The organism is Desulfoscipio geothermicus DSM 3669 (genome assembly GCF_900115975.1).
Taxonomy (GTDB): Bacteria; Bacillota; Desulfotomaculia; order Desulfotomaculales; family Desulfallaceae; genus Desulfoscipio; species Desulfoscipio geothermicus.
Genome location: NZ_FOYM01000003.1, coordinates 126,984 through 145,380 on the forward strand (window position 1 = coordinate 126,984; position 18,397 = coordinate 145,380).

Annotated in this window: 20 protein-coding genes; 9 read left to right on the forward strand and 11 right to left on the reverse strand. The window is 45.8% G+C overall.

Annotated features, from left to right (window positions below; all coding sequences use genetic code 11):
- Nucleotides 1–2: 2 nt before the first annotated feature.
- The 11 genes from BM299_RS02965 to BM299_RS03015 form a co-directional block, all read right to left on the reverse strand.
- Entirely contained in the window at nucleotides 3–251 is a 249-nt protein-coding gene (locus BM299_RS02965; protein ID WP_165608151.1) for a gas vesicle protein GvpG, read from the reverse strand.
- Nucleotides 252–256: 5 nt separating this feature from the next.
- On the reverse strand, nucleotides 257–1,018 hold the full coding sequence (locus BM299_RS02970) for a GvpL/GvpF family gas vesicle protein (RefSeq protein ID WP_092481974.1): 762 nt from the start codon (nucleotides 1,016–1,018) through the stop codon (nucleotides 257–259).
- Complete coding sequence (locus BM299_RS02975; protein ID WP_092481975.1) at nucleotides 1,015–3,159, reverse strand: CDC48 family AAA ATPase; 2,145 nt, start codon at nucleotides 3,157–3,159, stop codon at nucleotides 1,015–1,017. Before BM299_RS02975 ends, BM299_RS02970 begins: the two co-directional genes overlap by 4 nt.
- 30 nt (nucleotides 3,160–3,189) lie before the next feature.
- On the reverse strand, nucleotides 3,190–3,687 hold the full coding sequence (locus tag BM299_RS02980; RefSeq protein ID WP_092481976.1) for an Hsp20/alpha crystallin family protein: 498 nt from the start codon (nucleotides 3,685–3,687) through the stop codon (nucleotides 3,190–3,192).
- A gap of 16 nt (nucleotides 3,688–3,703) precedes the next feature.
- Entirely contained in the window at nucleotides 3,704–4,609 is a 906-nt protein-coding gene (gene gvpN, locus BM299_RS02985) for a gas vesicle protein GvpN (protein ID WP_092481977.1), read from the reverse strand.
- A gap of 84 nt (nucleotides 4,610–4,693) precedes the next feature.
- Entirely contained in the window at nucleotides 4,694–4,960 is a 267-nt protein-coding gene (gene gvpO / locus BM299_RS02990; RefSeq protein WP_092481978.1) for a gas vesicle protein GvpO, read from the reverse strand.
- A gap of 33 nt (nucleotides 4,961–4,993) precedes the next feature.
- A complete protein-coding gene (locus BM299_RS02995; protein WP_092481979.1) occupies nucleotides 4,994–5,284 on the reverse strand; it encodes a hypothetical protein in 291 nt (96 codons plus the stop codon).
- Between the two features lie 91 nt (nucleotides 5,285–5,375).
- Nucleotides 5,376–5,600, reverse strand: a complete 225-nt coding sequence (gene gvpA, locus BM299_RS03000; RefSeq protein ID WP_207545114.1) for a gas vesicle structural protein GvpA — start codon at nucleotides 5,598–5,600, stop codon at nucleotides 5,376–5,378.
- A gap of 180 nt (nucleotides 5,601–5,780) precedes the next feature.
- Nucleotides 5,781–6,191 (reverse strand): hypothetical protein, encoded by a 411-nt coding sequence (locus tag BM299_RS03005; RefSeq protein ID WP_092481981.1) that lies wholly within the window; start codon nucleotides 6,189–6,191, stop codon nucleotides 5,781–5,783.
- 23 nt (nucleotides 6,192–6,214) lie between these two features.
- Nucleotides 6,215–6,451, reverse strand: coding sequence for a hypothetical protein (locus BM299_RS03010; RefSeq protein WP_092481982.1), 237 nt, complete (start codon nucleotides 6,449–6,451; stop codon nucleotides 6,215–6,217).
- Between the two features lie 98 nt (nucleotides 6,452–6,549).
- Nucleotides 6,550–7,251, reverse strand: coding sequence for a PHP domain-containing protein (locus BM299_RS03015; RefSeq protein ID WP_165608152.1), 702 nt, complete (start codon nucleotides 7,249–7,251; stop codon nucleotides 6,550–6,552).
- Between the two features lie 148 nt (nucleotides 7,252–7,399).
- On the opposite strand from BM299_RS03015, the gene BM299_RS03020 reads away from it, so the two are divergent.
- The 9 genes from BM299_RS03020 to BM299_RS03065 all read left to right on the forward strand — a co-directional run bounded on the left by BM299_RS03020 (nucleotide 7,400) and on the right by BM299_RS03065 (nucleotide 18,365).
- The gene (locus BM299_RS03020; protein WP_165608153.1) at nucleotides 7,400–8,014 is read left to right on the forward strand and encodes a response regulator transcription factor; all 615 of its coding nucleotides are present in this window, start codon (nucleotides 7,400–7,402) and stop codon (nucleotides 8,012–8,014) included.
- 33 nt (nucleotides 8,015–8,047) lie between these two features.
- Nucleotides 8,048–9,022, forward strand: coding sequence for a sugar transferase (locus BM299_RS03025; protein WP_092481985.1), 975 nt, complete (start codon nucleotides 8,048–8,050; stop codon nucleotides 9,020–9,022).
- A gap of 64 nt (nucleotides 9,023–9,086) precedes the next feature.
- Entirely contained in the window at nucleotides 9,087–10,346 is a 1,260-nt protein-coding gene (gene wecC / locus BM299_RS03030) for a UDP-N-acetyl-D-mannosamine dehydrogenase (protein ID WP_092481986.1), read from the forward strand.
- Nucleotides 10,343–12,511, forward strand: a complete 2,169-nt coding sequence (locus BM299_RS03035; protein WP_092481987.1) for a bi-domain-containing oxidoreductase — start codon at nucleotides 10,343–10,345, stop codon at nucleotides 12,509–12,511. The genes wecC and BM299_RS03035 overlap by 4 nt, the downstream gene beginning before the upstream one ends.
- Entirely contained in the window at nucleotides 12,511–14,409 is a 1,899-nt protein-coding gene (asnB, locus tag BM299_RS03040) for an asparagine synthase (glutamine-hydrolyzing) (RefSeq protein WP_092481988.1), read from the forward strand. The genes BM299_RS03035 and asnB overlap by 1 nt, the downstream gene beginning before the upstream one ends.
- The gene (locus tag BM299_RS03045; RefSeq protein ID WP_092481989.1) at nucleotides 14,406–15,479 is read left to right on the forward strand and encodes a glycosyltransferase family 4 protein; all 1,074 of its coding nucleotides are present in this window, start codon (nucleotides 14,406–14,408) and stop codon (nucleotides 15,477–15,479) included. The genes asnB and BM299_RS03045 overlap by 4 nt, the downstream gene beginning before the upstream one ends.
- Entirely contained in the window at nucleotides 15,472–16,278 is an 807-nt protein-coding gene (locus BM299_RS03050; RefSeq protein WP_092481990.1) for an oligosaccharide flippase family protein, read from the forward strand. The genes BM299_RS03045 and BM299_RS03050 overlap by 8 nt, the downstream gene beginning before the upstream one ends.
- Nucleotides 16,279–16,723: 445 nt before the next feature.
- Nucleotides 16,724–17,572, forward strand: a complete 849-nt coding sequence (locus BM299_RS03060) for a class I SAM-dependent methyltransferase (protein ID WP_092481992.1) — start codon at nucleotides 16,724–16,726, stop codon at nucleotides 17,570–17,572.
- A gap of 52 nt (nucleotides 17,573–17,624) precedes the next feature.
- Complete coding sequence (locus tag BM299_RS03065; protein WP_092481993.1) at nucleotides 17,625–18,365, forward strand: class I SAM-dependent methyltransferase; 741 nt, start codon at nucleotides 17,625–17,627, stop codon at nucleotides 18,363–18,365.
- Nucleotides 18,366–18,397: the final 32 nt, after the last annotated feature.

Below are 18,397 nucleotides of genomic sequence, written 5' to 3' on the forward strand. Positions count from 1 at the left end.
AGTTATTCCTCCCCGGATAGGACCTTGTTTCTCTCCCGGGCTGTTTCAAGCCGTTCCATCAATTTTTCTTCCACCCGGTCATATTCTTCTTCTGTAATGTCACCCAATTCAAGTGACGTCTGCAATGAACGCAGCTGATTGATTATCCGCTCCTCATCATAAAGCTCTTCCTCCACCCTTTTGTGGATTTCCTGAAAGATAAAGAATAACGCCCTGGCGGGAGCTAATAAGATGTCGTCGACAATAAACACAATAATCACTCTTTTCGGGAAATTTTTATACCAACAAAACTGTAGGGGGGCCAGGGCCCGGTATACTTAACATCCAAATCTTTACAATAAGCATTGTAAAGCTTGTTTACAGCCCGATCAAATTCTTCTTCTTTATCTTTATCCACCAAAAAAGTGGCGTTGATAATCATTTTTTCACTGGTTGGATCATTTAATTTGGCATCAGATGCAATATTACATAAGGGTTCAAACAATAAGTTTACATATTCCCGCCTTTTATTGTCAGCAATTAACTGCAACCTTTCCCCCAATTCAAGTATCTGCTTGTAAGAGCTTACATCACTGTCCCGGCCGGCAATTTTTTCTTTGAGCGCCTCAACCTCGCGGTTGGCGGAACCCACTTCCCGGATAAAAGATTCCTTTTTCCAAAAAACCCTCAATCCTACCTCAATTTTGTTTTTTATTTTGTCCAGGGCGGATAACGCTTGACCATAAAGTTTTTCAAAAATGTTCATTACTTCTTCATAGCTGTCAACACAGGTACCAAAACTAACCGGTAAAACATCATAACGTTGCATGATGGTAGATATAACCTTCTGGTGAGCCATTGCGTTTTTTCGCACAGGGTCGTATGTTTTTACCGGTGCTTTGCTTACTGCCATCGCCAGGTCTTTATAATGCAAAGTATATACTTTCTCCCCTTTTCCTCCTATGCCGATGGGGCCAAAATTTTGCGGTTCTTTTTCAGCCAATATTGCATAAAGATAGTACCCTTTTTTAACGGTCATCGCCCGATTTCACCTTCTTTCACCCGCAAGCGCCCTTTGTTTTTTAAATCCCGCAGGGCCAGGTTAAAATGCTTGAGACAAATTTTAAATTCCGATTCCCGCCCTCCCTGGTTGCCTGCGGATTGAACATGCGCCCGAACAGCCTCCAATGCCGCCCGGCGGATTAAATCCCTTAGTTCGGCGCCTGAAAAACCTTCGGTTTGGGACGCTAAATCCGTACAGTCAACATCTTCACCCAAAGGAAGGTCCTTTAAGTGAACGGCCAGTATCTTAACACGATCCCCTTCTCCGGGCAGTTCCATGTGTATTACCAGGTCAAACCGGCCGGGCCTCAGCAAGGCGGGATCCAGCATATCCACCCGGTTGGTGGCCGCCAGCACCACTACCTGCTGCAATTCTTCCACCCCGTCCATTTCGGTTAACAACACGCTCAACATTCTTTCAGAAACTTGCCCCCCCGAACCTCGCTGGGGAAACAGGGCATCTATTTCGTCAAAAAAAATAATACACGGTGCAACCTGCCGCGCTCGTTTAAAAATTTCCCGCAAAGCCTTTTCCGACTCCCCCACCCATTTGGACAGTAAGGCGGGGCCTTTTACGGAGATAAAGTTGGCATTAATTTCATTGGCAATGGCCTTGGCAATCAACGTCTTTCCGGTTCCCGGGGGGCCGTGCAACAATATACCCCGGGGCATATCTATTTTGGCGGATTTAAACAGTTGTTCATATTTAAAAGGCCATTCAACGGCCTCCTGCAGCTGCCGTTTAACCTCTTCCAGCCCTCCTACATCAGCCCATTGAACCCCGGGTATTTCAACCATCAGCTCCCTGGCGGCGGATGGTTCAATTTCCTTCAGGGCATTTAAAAAATCCTCCATACCCACTTCAATCTTTTTTAACCAATCGACTGTTAAAGTATTGGATTGGTAATCTATTTCGGGCAGCACCCTTCGCAAAGCCCGCATGGCCGCTTCCCGGCATAAAGCCCTCAGGTCGGCCCCGACATAGCCGTTAGCAAATTCCGCAATTCTACCCAAATCTACATCTTTTGATACCGGCATACCCCGTGTATGGATTTGTAATATTTCCAATCTGGCTTCCCGGTCAGGCACCCCGATGGTTATCTCCCGGTCAAAACGGCCCGGCCTGCGCAATGCGCTGTCCAGCGTATCCGGTATATTGGTGGCCCCGATAACAACAACCCGCCCCCGGTCATGCAAACCGTCCATGAGGGCCAGCAACTGGGCCACCACTCTTTTTTCCACCTCTCCATGAACATTTAATCTTTTAGGAGCAATAGCGTCAATTTCATCCAAAAAGATTATGCTTGGTTGATTTTTCATGGCAGTTTCAAAAATTTCCCTGAGTTTAGCTTCACTCTCGCCATAGTACTTGTTAATTATCTCCGGACCGTTTACGTGTATGAAATAAGCATTGGTCTCGCCGGCCACGGCCCGGGCTATTAATGTTTTACCGGTACCCGGCGGCCCGCATAATAATACGCCGCGAGGGGGATCTATACCGAGATGTTCAAAAAGAGCAGGATAAGTAAGCGGCAGTTCTATCATTTCCCTGATGCGCTGCAACTCTTTTTGCAGGCCTCCGAGGTCCTCGTAACGAACTGTTATTCCCCTGTCCACAGTGGCGCTTCCAGGTTGTTGAATAATTACGTGAGTATTCTTTTCCACCAGTACTATTCCGTCCGGTACGGTGTTAACCACTCTATACTCCTGGTAATTTAATCCCAACAGCGAAACCCTTACTTTATCTCCCCGCTTGACGGGTAAGTTTTGAATGGCCTTTAAGATTATATCGCCGGTCAAAGCAAGGCATTTGCCCGGGGGGCTCAATGTGATCCGCCCGGCCTTCCGGGCTCCGGCACCTGTAACAAAAACTTTTTCGCCCAGTGCGGCACCGGAATTTTCCCTGGTAATACCGTCTATTTGTAATAGCTGCCCACCCCTCCTTTCCGCGTAAGTGGGCATTACCCTGGCTGCCGATTCTTTCTTCCCCCGAATCACAATAATATCCCCGGTATTCACGGCAAGAGCTTGCATATCCACCGGGTCTATTCTGGCAATACCCCGGCCCACATCTTTGGTTAAAGCCTCGGCAACCCTTAATAAAATACCTTTTTCCATCAGGTCAAATTTCACCGCCTAAAAAGAACATTATTTCTTTTTATATAGGGTAATTTCTACGATGCCGTTTTTAAAAACGGAGGTTATGTCATCTTCCACATTACAGGGCAACACAATGTTTTTTTCGTATTGTCTAATACCCAAGGCCTTGAGGTGTAAGCAATTTTCAGCTATTTCGAGCTGCAACTGCTCCTCTTCAACACCCGGCAATTCGGCAACCACCAGTATGTGATCGCCTTCATCAAACACGTCCAAAATAGGCTCCCAGGCTTCGGTAAATTCAACTTTACCGGCACCCGCCCGCATATTACCAAAAGATTGGATTGTAGATCCTCCCAGCCCGCCTACCCGAACACTGAAACCATATGCACCTTTCAGCCCTTTAGAATCGCTGGAACCAAATTCACCTGTTTTTTTAATTACATTACCGTCCCGGGCGTCCATTTTTTGCACAACTTCCAACAAATCTCCCAGGCCCCTGAATATATCACCCAGACCCAGACCATAGAAGTGATCCTTTTTTTTCATTAATGATCCCCCGATTTTATTGAGCAATAATTTCTTTAATTATTTTGACTGCAAGTTGTCGTTTTTCAGGCTCTGCGTCCCTGATTTCAGAGAAAAGAACATCAGTTATAATTTTCCCGAAAAACTCGCCGTTATTTTTCAAACATGCCTTTTCACCGGCACTGTGAATAATAGCGGCAATACGTATGGAGCTACGCACCGAAACGTTACTTTCCAACCCGCATTTTTTTCGAAAATTGCGCACCAAATCCACAATAAAGGCTGCTTCGTCCTCCGACAGACCTGATTTGGCCGAAGTAATGGCGATTTCAGTATGACGGTCATATTGGCCCATTTCCAGGTTAATCATTCGATCAATCAGCGCAACCTGAGCGCGGTGTACTCCGGCGTATTCCTCGGGATTGCTGGTAAAAACAGCCCGAAAATCCGGATGCACCCTGAGATAATGTTTTTCTTTTTGCCAGCCCGGCAAGCTTAATATTTTTTCTTCCAGAACGGATAATAACAAGTTGTTAACCTCGGGCCTTGACCTGGTAAATTCATCGTAAACCAGGACCATCCCGTTGCGGCAGGCATTACCCAGTATCCCTTCCACCCACTGGTAATACAAAGATTCCTCCACTTCCTGAACAGAATGAATGTAGTTATCTAATTTATATTTTCTTCTGTAGCCGTAATTACCACCGATTAAATTTGACGAATTTATTTCGCTGCTGCCGTGCAAGAGCACCACGGGGCGGCCGATTTTTGACGCCAGGTATAATGCCAGGGTTGTCTTTCCCGTACCCGCGGGTCCGCTGAAATTTACGGGAAAACCTGCTTTAATGTATGTCAGCGCCCGTTCAGTTATGTCATCAATATAAGGGGTCTTGATAAACTCCTGCTCGTTAAATCCCCGGGGTGAAAGCTGCTCTACTTTCATAATTACACCTCTGACAATTATATTTACTAAAAAAAATTGCCCAGCATTTATAGATACTGAGTAACTGATTCATTAAGAATAATTTTAAGTCTTACCGATATCCGTGGAATCCCTTTCCCGTAGGTACTTCCTTTCAAAGGCCAGGATTTCCAGGTCGTTGTTCACTGTTACCTCGTACATGGCCAGCAAATCATCCTGGGCCCGCTTGCGCATATACTCCACTTCCTCGGCGACTTCTATTTGAACTTTCCACAAATCCTGATCCCTTAGGATACCCACTATGACGCCGGGCCTTTTTAACACATCACTAAAAAATTTTTCTACAGTGGATACCACTTCTATGATATTCAAATCAAAATCCCCCCGCTAATCACAACAGCACTGTCAACTGCAACCCATTTTTTTAAGAGTATCCAGAGTTTGGGCCCAAATTTTCCTCGCTTCGCTTCTGTCTTGAATGATCTCGTTTAATAATTTTTCTACTTCATCCAGGCGGTTTAAACGGGCCTCCTTTAATTTTTCCCACATTTCCCGGGATACTGCTGCTCTATTTGAAGCTATTTGTTCTAAAAGCTCGTTCACATAATCCCTCAGCTCTGAAATATTTTTCTTCCGATCTTCGCATGCCCTGATCAAATCTTCACCAAGGGATTGGAAGTTATTAACCAAAGACATATCTATATACCTCCAACAATTAGTCATTTTAAAAATATTTGTTTGGGGCATACTTTTATATATGCCCCAAACCCCTACGTTAAATAAGTAATTAGGCAGTAAGCGGCACACGTTCAGTTGTCGGCGGCACCGTAAGACCTACTGCTTCAGCATACTTCAACCAGGTCTCGACACTTGCAATAACTACCCTTGCTTCAATGGCCAGTAGCTCAATCCCTACCAGAGCTAACCGGACGTAAGCATCGATTACTATACCCTTTTCTAAAATGCGATCGACTACTTCCGCCAGGCTGGATGCATCAACGCTTTTTGCAATAGATGCCAAGTTAATTCCCCCTTTTTTTTAATTTTTCCCTATAGGAAAGTTATCCTTAAAGTAAAATATTCTTAAGCGCCCCAATCTGTGCTAAAATCTTTTTAATTTTCTACATACATTTTATTATTATTAAGTCTGTTCCACTAAAATGCCTGGAATAAGCACCCATAAAATGAATTCTTAGACAAAAGAATCAATTGCTTCAATGGGTATAAAAACCTGGTCGCCTGCCACAAAAGGATTTACCGGTTTCCACTCACCGTCCTGGATTGTAACGGTTCCCACGCTCATCTGAAGGAGCGTATCCTCGATAATCCTCATTATAGTCCCCGGTATAAACGAGCCCCCGGCAATGTTATCAGGAAATACAACTACAGGAGATCCAACTTCTTTACCTGCCATCGTTATAATATTAGACATATGGCAAGCCCCCTCTTGATAGTTATTATCATTAGTTCCGCGCATTAACGATTGCCTTGAAGAATGTATTTTTTCTCCTCGCTCTATAGCTTTTCCCCTGGGGGTTAAATCTCCGCGGACAATCTGTTTTCCTCGATCATTATCTAACCCACGGGTGAAATGAGATATCATGCTAAACTCCTCCTCCCGTGCTTTTAAACAAAAGTTTTTATTGAGCTAATGGGTACGAATACCTGATCACCCGCCACAAAAGGATTCACCGGTTTCCATGCCCCGTCCTGGATAGTAACAGTTCCCACACTTACCTGGATAAGGACATCATCTATGAACCTTACTAAAGTACCCGGTATAAACGAACCCCCGGCAATATTATCAGGAAACACAACTATGGGTGATCCAACTTCCTTACCCGCCATCGTTAAAATGTTCATTTAACTTAAACTCCTTTCTTTCATTACTTACTATTGTATAGATATAGTTTATGAGCAAAAATTTGGATCTGTTACAAAATACAACAAGAAAAGCAGTATTATTTGCCACTTCCTGTAGGCTTCGGCAGAAACTTTGTTATCTTTTCCATAAATTCCCTCATAAAAGCGATATACAATCCGTACTGCCGGTAGCTATGAATAAAACCACTTATTTGTTTGTAATGATGCGACGATGACTTGACATGCAAAGTGCGCTGCGCTTTTAGTATGGTCTTTCGCGGGTCGTCATACCGGTTGTGAAATTCCACCGCGCCCAATTTCAGTTCTCCCGCAAAATGGGCGTCATTTCCCAACAGCACCGGTTTATCGTAAGCGCGGGCCAGTTCCATGGCGAACCGGTTTCCGGCTGAATCTACCCGGCAATTATGTCCTTCCACAATATCAACGTGGCGCATCAGTTCATCATCCACCTCCTTAAGCCGTACCGGATGCGGCAACACCACCAGCCCGCCCTGGGACTTGATTGCAGAAATTACATCAACACTGTTACCGGGCAAAATATCATCTTTTAAAAACAGCCCGATAATGTGCCCCTTTTCCGTACTGTATTCCGCTCCGGTGATTATAGATAACCGGCTGCTTTTGTTTAATTTTTCAGCTTCCCGTGCACCGGCCAGAGTATCGTGGTCCGTTACAGCCAGTACATCGAAGCCGTTATCCTGTGCATATTTGAGCGCTTTGGCGGGAGAAAGCAAAGCATCAGGCGAATACCTGGTATGAATGTGGAATAAAGCTTTCATATTCATTCACCCGGGGTTTTTAACAATTTATGTCTATCCCGGTGGAAAAGTGCTGCCAATTTTTTTTACAATAAACGGCACCAAATTGTAACACATAAACATAATTATTCATAATCTGTACTTAAAAGCTGTAAGAGGTGAATTATTCTTGGCAAGGAAATTACTGCTATTGCCATATGAAATATTGAGCTCTCAACAAAAAGAAATCTATAAATTGTACCGCCAGGGGCTTTCTAACAAAGAGATTGCCGCCAAATTAAATTTAGAACAAAGAACGGTTTCCACTCAGTTATCACGCATGAGAAAAAAAGCCGCAAACCTAAGCTATACATACAAAATAGAACCCGGGGCGGAGCATGCCTGTTTAACGGCACGGCAAGATTCGCCGGCAAACCAATTAAAGAAAAAAATCCGGGAGGACCCCGGGTTTTTTACATTAATGTATGAAAGGTATGCCTCAGAAGATAAACCGGCCAAAGAAAACAGGTTACGCCTTGCTGCCGCCGGCCAGGAATCAAAGTTGCTTTCAAGCGGCCGGGCAATGAAAATAAAAATATTGGCCGCAACCGGCAAGGATGGTAGCAGCAGCAAGATAGTCATAAAAATGGATAAAGAAAACAGAGAACTACTGCGGGATTACTTGCAACGACAAAAAATTCGACCGGTACAAACTTACTGGGACGACAAAAGCGCTGTTTTCCTGGTCAGCCCCCGCGATGCAAAAAAAATTCAGTGGCTGCTTGACGACTACGCTAATAAATAAATCTTCAAACATGACGCAAAAGGATCTGAAAGCATGCTAAACAAAGCTAAAATTACAGGAAAAAACCAGACTTTTTTAATCATCGGACCAAAAAGCGAGGCTGCTTTTGTAGCCAGTAAGATATCCAACTATTTTAACGGGCAAGTTGAAACCATTATTTACAATTGGGCCGATGATACCGGCTCATTTGAAAAACTGGTAAACAACCACGACATTATATGTTTAACTCCCGGTGTAAAAAAAGATAAAATGCAGGTCATTATGTCCCTTTGCCAGGAAACAAATAAAACATTATACCTGGTGCCGGGCTTGTTTGAGGTGTTGCTGCAGGGAGCAAGTTTTTTCTACGTGGGCGATATACCGCTTTTGCGAGTCAGCGGCCTGGGTCTTTCCTACCGGCAGCAATGGAAAAAAAGAATCCTTGACTTGCTGCTATCCGCAATCGGCCTTATACTGGCCTTTTTTTTATTCCCTTTAATAGCACTGGCCATTAAATTAACCTCACCCGGGCCGGTTTTTTACACTCAGGAAAGAGTAGGCCTTAATGGTAAAATTTTTAAATTATTTAAATTTCGTTCAATGATTCACCAGGCGGAACAACTGACCGGACCGGTATTGGCCACAAAAGATGATTCCCGGGTGACCCCGGTAGGCAAAATACTGCGGGCCAGCCGGCTGGATGAATTGCCCCAGCTTTACAATGTTTTGCGGGGAGATATGAGCATAGTGGGACCTCGTCCGGAGCGTCCCATTTTTGTAAAAGAATTCATGCAAACGATACCACACTACCGTTACAGGCTGCATATCAGGCCGGGAATCACCGGCCTGGCCCAGGTTAAGGGCAGGTATGCCACCTCAGCGGAAGACAAGTTAATATATGATCTCTGGTATATCAATAACTACTCTCTATGGCTCGACCTGAGAATAGTTTTGCTGACAGCACGTGTGGTTTTGACCGGAAGCAATGCCAGGGGAATAACCCCTAAAAAGCCTTTGGTAAAGCCATGAAAGAAGAGTTGAAAACGAGCGGTAACACAAAATTATCAACGGGTGACATGAAAAGAGGGATTTGATGGAAAAGGTTTGTGTATTAGGGTTGGGCTACATTGGGTTACCCACCGCCAGCCTGCTGGCAACCAAGGGTTTTAAGGTTCATGGTGTAGATGTTAATACAAAAACCGTGGAAGCCATCAATCGCGGCAGTAACCACATTCATGAACCCGACCTGGACGTTCTTGTTAAATCGGCGGTATTAAGCGGCAATCTGGTTGCCGCCCTGGAGCCTGCACCTGCAGAAATTTTCATCATTGCCGTACCGACACCGCTAAAAGAAAAACAATTTCCCGACATATCATATATTCAAACAGCCACCCACGCCATCGCTCCTTATCTGGAGCCCGGCAACCTGGTTATACTTGAATCAACAAGTCCCGTGGGAACAACTGAAAAAATCACCGGCTGGTTAAAAGAATTACGTCCTGATCTGTTAATTCCTCCTGTTAATGAACATATCGCCCCGGTCGCCAGCGAAGGGGCACAAATTTTTATTACCCACTGCCCGGAGCGCGTTTTGCCCGGACAGATTATTAAAGAACTGATAGATAACGACAGAATCATTGGCGGTATAGATCAAGCTTCCGCCCAAAAAGCAGAGTTGTTTTACCGAAAGTTTATCAAGGGAAATATTTTGCTTACCGATGCTCGTACCGCTGAATTATGCAAACTGGTGGAAAATGCTTTCAGGGACGTGAATATCGCTTTTGCCAATGAGCTTTCGGTTATCTGCGATAATCTAGGTATAAACGTATGGGAACTTATAGACTTGGCCAACCGACACCCACGGGTGAATATTCTTATGCCCGGACCCGGCGTGGGCGGTCATTGTATTGCCGTGGATCCTTGGTTTATTGTTCATGCCGCTCCGGGTGAGGCCAGGATCATACGCGCCGCCCGGAAAGTAAATGACAGCAAACCCCGTTATGTTGCAGCAAAAGTAGCTGAAAAAGCGGCCCGCTTCAAGGAACCGGTGATAGCCTGCCTGGGGCTTGCTTTCAAGGCTGATATCAATGATTTACGGGAAAGCCCGGCCGTGGAAATCGTTCAACAACTGGCCGTAAACCGAACCGGTCGAATCCTGGTTGTAGAACCGCATATAGACGCTTTGCCCGCAGAACTGGTTGATTTGGAAAATGTTCATCTTGCCGACCTTGGCATGGCTTTACGACAAGCTGATCTGGTGACGCTGCTGGTCAACCACCGGGCCTTTTACAGTATCAGCCGTGAACTGTTAAATGAGAAGGTGATAATTGATACACGGGGGATATGGCGATGAAACAGGTTCTGATAAAACAGGGACACGCGATTGTGGAGAAAATCCCCGCACCCCTGTCGGAGCCCGGAACAGTACTGGTACAAGTTTATCATTCTTGCATTTCCACGGGTACTGAAATGAGCGGGATTGAAGTAAGTGGGTTACCCCTGTGGAAGCGTATCCTGCAACAGCCCGATAACGCTAAGAAAGGATTAAAAATGCTGGCCACTCAGGGCTTTGCCCACACCCGAAACATGATTGAGGGCAAACTGGCCACCGGACACCCCACAGGCTATTCCGCCGCCGGCATAGTGCTGGAAACCGGAGAGGGCATCGAGGATCTGCAGCCCGGAGACCGAGTGGCCTGCGCCGGATCGCAATACGCCCACCACGCCGAAATTATCCGCGTACCGCGAAATCTTGTGGTTCCCGTACCGGGTAAACTGGATTTGGCCGCGGCCAGCACAGTTACTCTGGGGGCCATTGCGCTTCAGGGTGTACGCCGGGCCCAGGCCGCCTTGGGCGAAACATTTGTGGTAATCGGCCTGGGGGTTCTGGGACAGCTTACCGCCCAGCTGCTCAAGGTCAATGGCTGCCGGGTGATCGGCACGGATTTAAACCGGGAGCGCATTTACCTGGCCCAAAGCCTGGGCCTCGATATAGGAATCCACCCCGAAGACGGCAGCGATCTGGAGCATGTGGCGCGCCTGACCGGCGGACTCGGCGCCGACGGCGTCATCATTACCGCCGCCACATCTTCCGACACGCTGGTATCCACTGCTTTTCAAATGTGCCGCAAGAAAGGCCGGGTGGTACTGGTCGGCGATGTGGGGCTTCATCTAAACCGGGCAGATTTTTACCAAAAAGAACTGGATTTTTTTATATCCTGTTCTTACGGGCCCGGGCGGTACGACAATAATTACGAGGAAAAGGGGTTGGACTACCCCGTGGCCTATGTGCGCTGGACCGAGAATCGCAACATGGCCGAATATATACGCCTGCTGGACGAAGGTAAAGTTAAAGTCGCCCCGCTGATAGCCGCCACTTACCCCATAGATAAAGCACATGCGGCTTATGATGAGATCAGGGAAGGCAACAATGTCCCTCCCATTGTTTTACTTTCATACCCACAGCGTGCGGAAAATGCCGCACCTGCCCGCTCAGTCGCCAATCCGGCCGCTCGTCCCGCCGGGCCCGGCCGCATCCGGATCGCCCTGGTGGGGGCGGGTAATTTTGCCAAGGGCACTCACCTGCCGAATTTGCAGGCGCTGTCGGATTGTTTTCATTTACAGGCGGTGGTGAGCCGCACCGGTCATAACGCCACCGCTACGGCGAGACAGTTTGGGGCCAACTATGCCACCACTGACTACCGGCAGGTTTTGGAAGACCCCGCGGTTGATGCGGTGCTGATTGCCACCCGCCACAACCTGCATGCCTCGATGGCCCTGGAAGCGCTCAAGGCCGGCAAGCACGTGCTGGTAGAAAAACCGCTTGCACTGACACGGGAAGAACTTGACATGATTAAAGAGTATTACGCTTCCGCCGGCGGGAATGCACCGCTGCTGTTGACGGGTTTTAACCGCCGCTTCTCCCGCTACGCCCGGCGTATTTACGAACTTATTCAGGGCCGGAGCAATCCGATGATCCTTAACTACCGCATGAATGCAGGCTACATCCCACCGGACCACTGGGTCCATACTGAAGAAGGCGGTGGGCGCAACCGCGGCGAAGCCTGCCACATATACGACCTCTTCACCTACTTTACGGGCAGCAAAGTTGTTAAAGTTAACGCTCAGGCCATTATGCCAGATACAGAATATTACAAACGCAACGACAACTTTGTGGCCAACATGACTTTTACAGATGGTTCGGTAGCCACCCTTACTTATACGGCGCTGGGGTCCGGGGAATACCCCAAGGAACAGCTGGAGGTATTCGTAGACGGCAGGGTCTTGGTGCTGAATGATTACAAGCGCCTGGAGGTTTTTGGCGCAAGAGGCAAGGGCACAAGCAGCATGATTATGGAAAAAGGGCAAAGGGACGAACTGGAAGCATTTGCCCGCGCGATTCAACAAGGGGGCGACTGGCCCATTCCGCTCTGGCAGCAGGTGCAGGCTACGAAGATAAGTTTGGAAGTGGAACGAAAGATATCCCCTTACTCAACCAGCAGTGGGGGTAAATCCTGATGTGCGGCATCGCCGGTGCAATGACGTTCAAAAACAGCTGTTTTAAGATTACCGAACCATACATTAACCGCATGCGGGATACCATGGTCCACCGGGGCCCGGATGGAGCGGGAACATGGGTGGCGGAGGACGGCCGGGTGGGCCTGGGCCACCGCCGGCTGGCCATTATCGATTTATCCTCAGCCGCCGCCCAGCCCATGTGCAACGAGGATGCTACACTGTGGGTCTCCTTCAATGGCGAGATCTACAATCACGCGGAAATACGCGCGGAGCTGGAACAAACAGGCGGGCATCTGTGGAAGACGGACCACTCGGATACCGAGGTTATCCTGCACGCGTTTGAACAGTGGGGCATCAATTGCCTGGAAAAATTTCGGGGTATGTTTGCCATCGCCTTATGGGACGCCAGGGAGCGGGAGATGTGGCTGATCCGTGACCGGATTGGGATCAAGCCGCTGTATTACAGCATCCACCACGGCCGCATCATCTTCGCTTCCGAAATTAAGGCTCTCCTGGAAGACCCCGAACAAAAACGGGCGGTAAACGAGGAAGCACTCTACCATTATCTTTCTTTTTTAACCGCACCGGCGCCTCACACCCTGTTTGAGGGCATTCACAAGCTGCCCGGCGGCACCTGGCTGCAGGTAAGCGAAGACGGCCGGATCCGCAAGCACCGCTACTGGGATGTTCTGGACCACACCACGCCGCTGGCCGGCGTCTCCGAAGAGGAGATCGCCGGGCGGATTTTGGCTGAACTGCGCACAGCGGTAAAGCTGCGCAAGGTCAGCGATGTGCCGGTGGGGGTTTTTCTTTCCGGCGGGATTGACTCAAGCACCAATGCGGCGTTGTTTTCCGAAGGGGAAGGCGGCCCCGTCAAAACTTTTTCCATAGGCTATCAAGGCGCATACCGGTCATACCAAAACGAACTGCATTACGCCCGCAAAATGGCAAAGGAAGTCAGGGCCGAATATTATGAGCGGCTGCTCAGTATTGACGACCTGATCGATTTTCTGCCCCAAATGGTGTACTTGCAAGACGAACCCATTGCCGACCCGGTATGTGTCCCGGTCTACTACGTTTCCAAGCTGGCCCGGGACAACGGCGTGATCGTCTGCCAAGTGGGGGAAGGAGCGGATGAGCTGTTTTGGGGCTATCCCGGCTGGCAAACCGCGCTCCGGCTGCAGCGTTACGATGACCTGCCGGTCCCCCGGGTGTTCAAACACCTGGGGCTCCTGGCACTGGAGGTATTAGGAAAGAAACAATCCACTTACTACGAATGGCTGCGCCGGGCAGCCAAGGGGCAGCCAATCTTTTGGGGCGGGGCGGAAGCCTTCACCGAATCCCAAAAGCAGCTACTCCTGTCTCCCCGCCTGCGCAAGCGGTTCAACAGGCTTACTTCCTGGGAGGCCCTGCAGCCCATCCGCCGGCGCTTTACGGAAAAAGCGCGGGAAAAGTCCCACCTCAACTGGATGACTTACCTCGACCTGAACCTGCGACTCCCGGAGTTGCTGCTGATGCGGGTGGATAAAATGAGCATGGGGGTCAGTTTAGAGGGGCGCGTCCCCTTCCTTGACCACAAACTTGTGGAATTGGCCATGAGCATTCCGGAAAGGGTAAAGACAAAAAACAATACCCTTAAATACATTCTCAAGCAAGCCGTGCGGGACTTAATTCCGGACGAACTGATCGACCGCCGGAAACAGGGCTTTGGTGTGCCGATATATGAATGGTTCTTGGACCGCCTGGGCGACAAAACCAGGCAGGAACTGAATGACTTCTGTAACCAGACAGATTATTTGGACCGGGCCGGGGTTGAGCGTTTAATGGACCAGGGACGGGGCCCGCAGGCCTGGTATCTGTTAAATTTTGCCCTGTGGTGGAAGGAGTACATGGCATGAATAAAAAAATTTTTTTATTCGGTCCTTACCCTCCGCCATATGGGGGGGTATCAATATATGTTCATGCTCTAAATGAGTTTCTTATTGAAGTTGGGTTTGATTGCAACCTTAAAATATATCGACAAGACGGCACGGCGATTGATTATGTGCAACCGAGTTTCACCAGTGTGTATAAAAATTTCTTCAAAATCACGAAGAAAGATACCTGTTTAGATTCGTGCAGCTTCTTTTTGGAATATCCTTCAATAAAAGCCACCCTGGCATGGCTATTAATTAAGATGTTAAAAAGATTCAGGTGGATAAAAATCATACATGATGGGTCACTACCGTCACGATATAAACATTTTGCATTTGTCCAGAAGTTTGTTTTCCATGCAGCAATTAAATTTATTGATGAACTTATTGTAGTCAGTGAAGATCTGTACTCCTGGTTACGAAACAACATCAAGGTTAAACAAAAGGTCTTACTTATAAAAAGTCTGCTGCCAATTCCTCCTCAAACTTTTAATACCCCCTTACCTGTTGAAATCGAGCAAGCAATAGCGCATCATAGAAAAACGGTATGTTGCATCGGCGCATTTACTCCGGTCTATGGATTCAAACACGTTGCAGATGCTGTAGAGAAAATTCGTAAAGAGACAGAGGATGATATTGGACTGGTTTTTATCAATGCATCTTTTACCGGGGATAAGAATTATAAATCTAAAGTATTAAAGCAGAGGGAATGGATTACTGTCCTAACAGACATTCCACGTTCACAAGTGTTGCAGATTTTAAAAAGAAGCAATGTTTTTGTCAGGGGGGTTGATTTCGAAAGCTACGGCCTTTCTAGAGTAGAATCGCTTTGGTGCGGCACCCCCGTTGTAGCAACAAGGGTTGGGGAAACACGAGGGATGCTGTTATACGATTACGGAAACGTAAAAGAGCTGGTTCAACAAATTAAAAAAGCTTTATATACTCCCTCCGGACAGGATATCCATAAGTGGGCGGAGCATTTTCGCCAGGAAGCGGAGGCTAATTTGGCGGCAATAATAAACATCATAAACTCCGGTAGAGGTTCCAATGGTTAATAAAGTAAAAAGTCTCCTTGCAGGCGGTACAATACAAAGAGATGCTTTGCAGATATACGCTATTCAGTTTTTGTCACTTGGCTTGGGTTTGGTTGGGAGCATTATTGTGGCACGAACTCTTGGCCCGGCCAACAAAGGCATCTTTGACCTCTTTAACTTACTGAGCTCATTTATTGTTGAGTTTGGGTTGCTAGGCTTTGGTAGTGGTCTTCTATACTATTTAGCCAACAAAGGTGAGCCGGTCAGTAAAACCCATGGGACAGGGCTTATATTTGTACTGGTAATGGGTTGTTTAACTGCCATAACCGGGTGGCTTGGTCTACCCGGTTGGAAAAGGATTTTCCCCGGTTTACAGGATTGGATCATCTTGCTGGCCTTTTTTTGGGCCCCGGCAGCTTATTACCGGATAATTTGGTCAAATATTTTGACCGGAATTAATCGAGCTGTAGTAACTTACCGAATCGGGTTATATATTACAGTTGTTAATATCCTGGCAATTGTAACCCTGTGGGCTTCCAACAGGTTGGATGTCGAAAACATTATAAGACTAACTGCTATGCTAGGTGTTATTAACGGAATCGTTGCTTTTATTATCCTGTGCAAACACGAGAGGAAGGTTAAAGCAAGTCTTAACTTAGCCCGAAATAGCCTGCGGTATGGTTTGGTGATCTATGTTGGGTTTATCGCAAACATAATGCATTTCAAAATTGACCAGGTAATGATAAATTACTGGCTGGGAACAAAAGCGGTGGGAATATATGCCGTTAGTGTTCGCTGGGCGGAAATGCTTTTTTTTTAGACGGTGCGATAATCTCCGCTGCGCTATACAAAATAAGTTCTGCGAGTGCTGAAGAGAGCTATGTGCTATCAAAGCATCTTTCTAAAATACAACTTTTGATCAGTGGCGGGTCGGGCATATTACTGGCTGCAGTGGCTTACCCGGTGATTCTGATTTTATATGGTGAGGCTTACCGTAATGCTGCGTGGTCGCTTATCTTACTTATTCCTGGTGTAGTAGCCTGGTCCGTTTCAAAACTGTTATCCAATACGCTAACTTATAATAGAAATATGGCATCATTTGTTGCAAAAGTTGCTGTTTGTGGTTGCTTGCTTAATATACTGCTAAATTATGTATTTATAAACGTCATATTAATTGGAATTAATGGTGCTTCCATAGCGTCTTCGTTAAGTTATTTTTTTGTAGCATTATTGATCGGTTTAAAAACCAGGGGAGTTAGTTGACTATGAAGCTAACAAAACAACAAATCGAATATTTTGTGAATAAGGTTGGACAGCCCGAGGCTTCAATTTTACTGAATAAATTTTTTAATTCATACAGGCATTATCTTAATTCAAGTGATGTAGCCGATCTGTATGATGATAATTATGCAGCTAAAATCAACTCCTTGGAAACTTATTTAATAATTAACAATAAATACAAAATACACACATACAATAAATACTCTTATGAATACTTAATCCCAAGGCTCACAATACATAGCAGAATACTGGATGTGGGTTGTGGAAGTGGAGATTTTGCATTAGCCATAGCTGCACAGGGAGTAAAATATGTGGTTGGCATGGATTTTTCCCGGAAAGCCATAAAGGAGGCCAATGCCAAGCTTGCCAAATCCGGATTAAATATGTGTCACTTCCTTTGTGCAAATGTGTTAAATATGGATAACCAATTTATATTTGATTTTGTTATTCTTAATGACATAATTGAACATCTTTCGGACGCAGAATTGAAAACCCTATTTAAAAATATCAGCAGTGTTTTGGTTACTGGTGGCGAGGTTATTATTCATACTCCCAATGGCTTAGCCATATGCAATGATACTGATACAAACTTTTTTCAAAAAGCTGCGAAAACATATTTACGACTGTTTAAACACTGGAGAGGCTTTGAAAGAACAGTTGAACAAATATATTATGATCAAACTCATATAAATATAAAAAGTTTTCGACAACTAAGAAAATGTTTAAAAGAATATGGTTACCAAGCTTCAGTAATCTACGACGAAAAAAGTAAGTTGCCGTTTATAAACCAGCTATCCTCTAACATGCTTGTTATAGCAAAAAAAAATAATTAATGATTGATAGTATGTGCCGAACTTAGTATAAAAAACTGGAGGCGCATAAGACGTGAGGAAATTAAATAGCGAAGAATACGAACATTACTGGAACAACGTTCATATGAAAATTACAGACGACTTGGCAGCTGTTTGCTTTCCTGATAAGCCTGCTTATTTTAATGCATTTTATGACAACATACAAAAATATGCTTTGACTAAGTATTTTACCCATGAAAAAATATCTTTTAAGGGTAAAAAGGTATTAGATATTGGTTGCGGGAGGGGACGTTGGTTGTCGTTCTATAAAAAAAGATATGGTGCACAAGCTGTAGGTATCGACTTGTCGGAATCCGCAGTGCACGCATGCCAAAATCAAGGTCTTGATGCTCACGTAGGCTCAATAACTTGCATGCCGTATGAAGATCAGTGTTTTGATTTCGTTAATTCAATAACTGTATTAATGCATTTACCTGACCAACTCAAAGAAAAAGCCATAGCTGAAATTGCAAGGGTTTTAAAATCGGGTGGTAATGTATTTATTCTTGAAGCCACCTGGAAAGACCCCTCTCCTCACGTTTTTAGCTTTAGTGTTTTAGAGTGGGAAAAGCTATTTAAGAAATATGGTATGCGTTTAATATATAAATCTGCTCATTGTTTTAACTTATTTCGAAGGAAACTGCCATTTTTTCCAATATTCAGAGATTTCATATCTATTTATCTAGACTATCCATTAGAATTTTTATTAATGAATTACTTTTATGGTAAACAATCAAATGTTTCCTTACAGCATTTGTTGGTGTTTGAAAAATGAGAAACATATCATTTTTGAAATCTAAACCGATT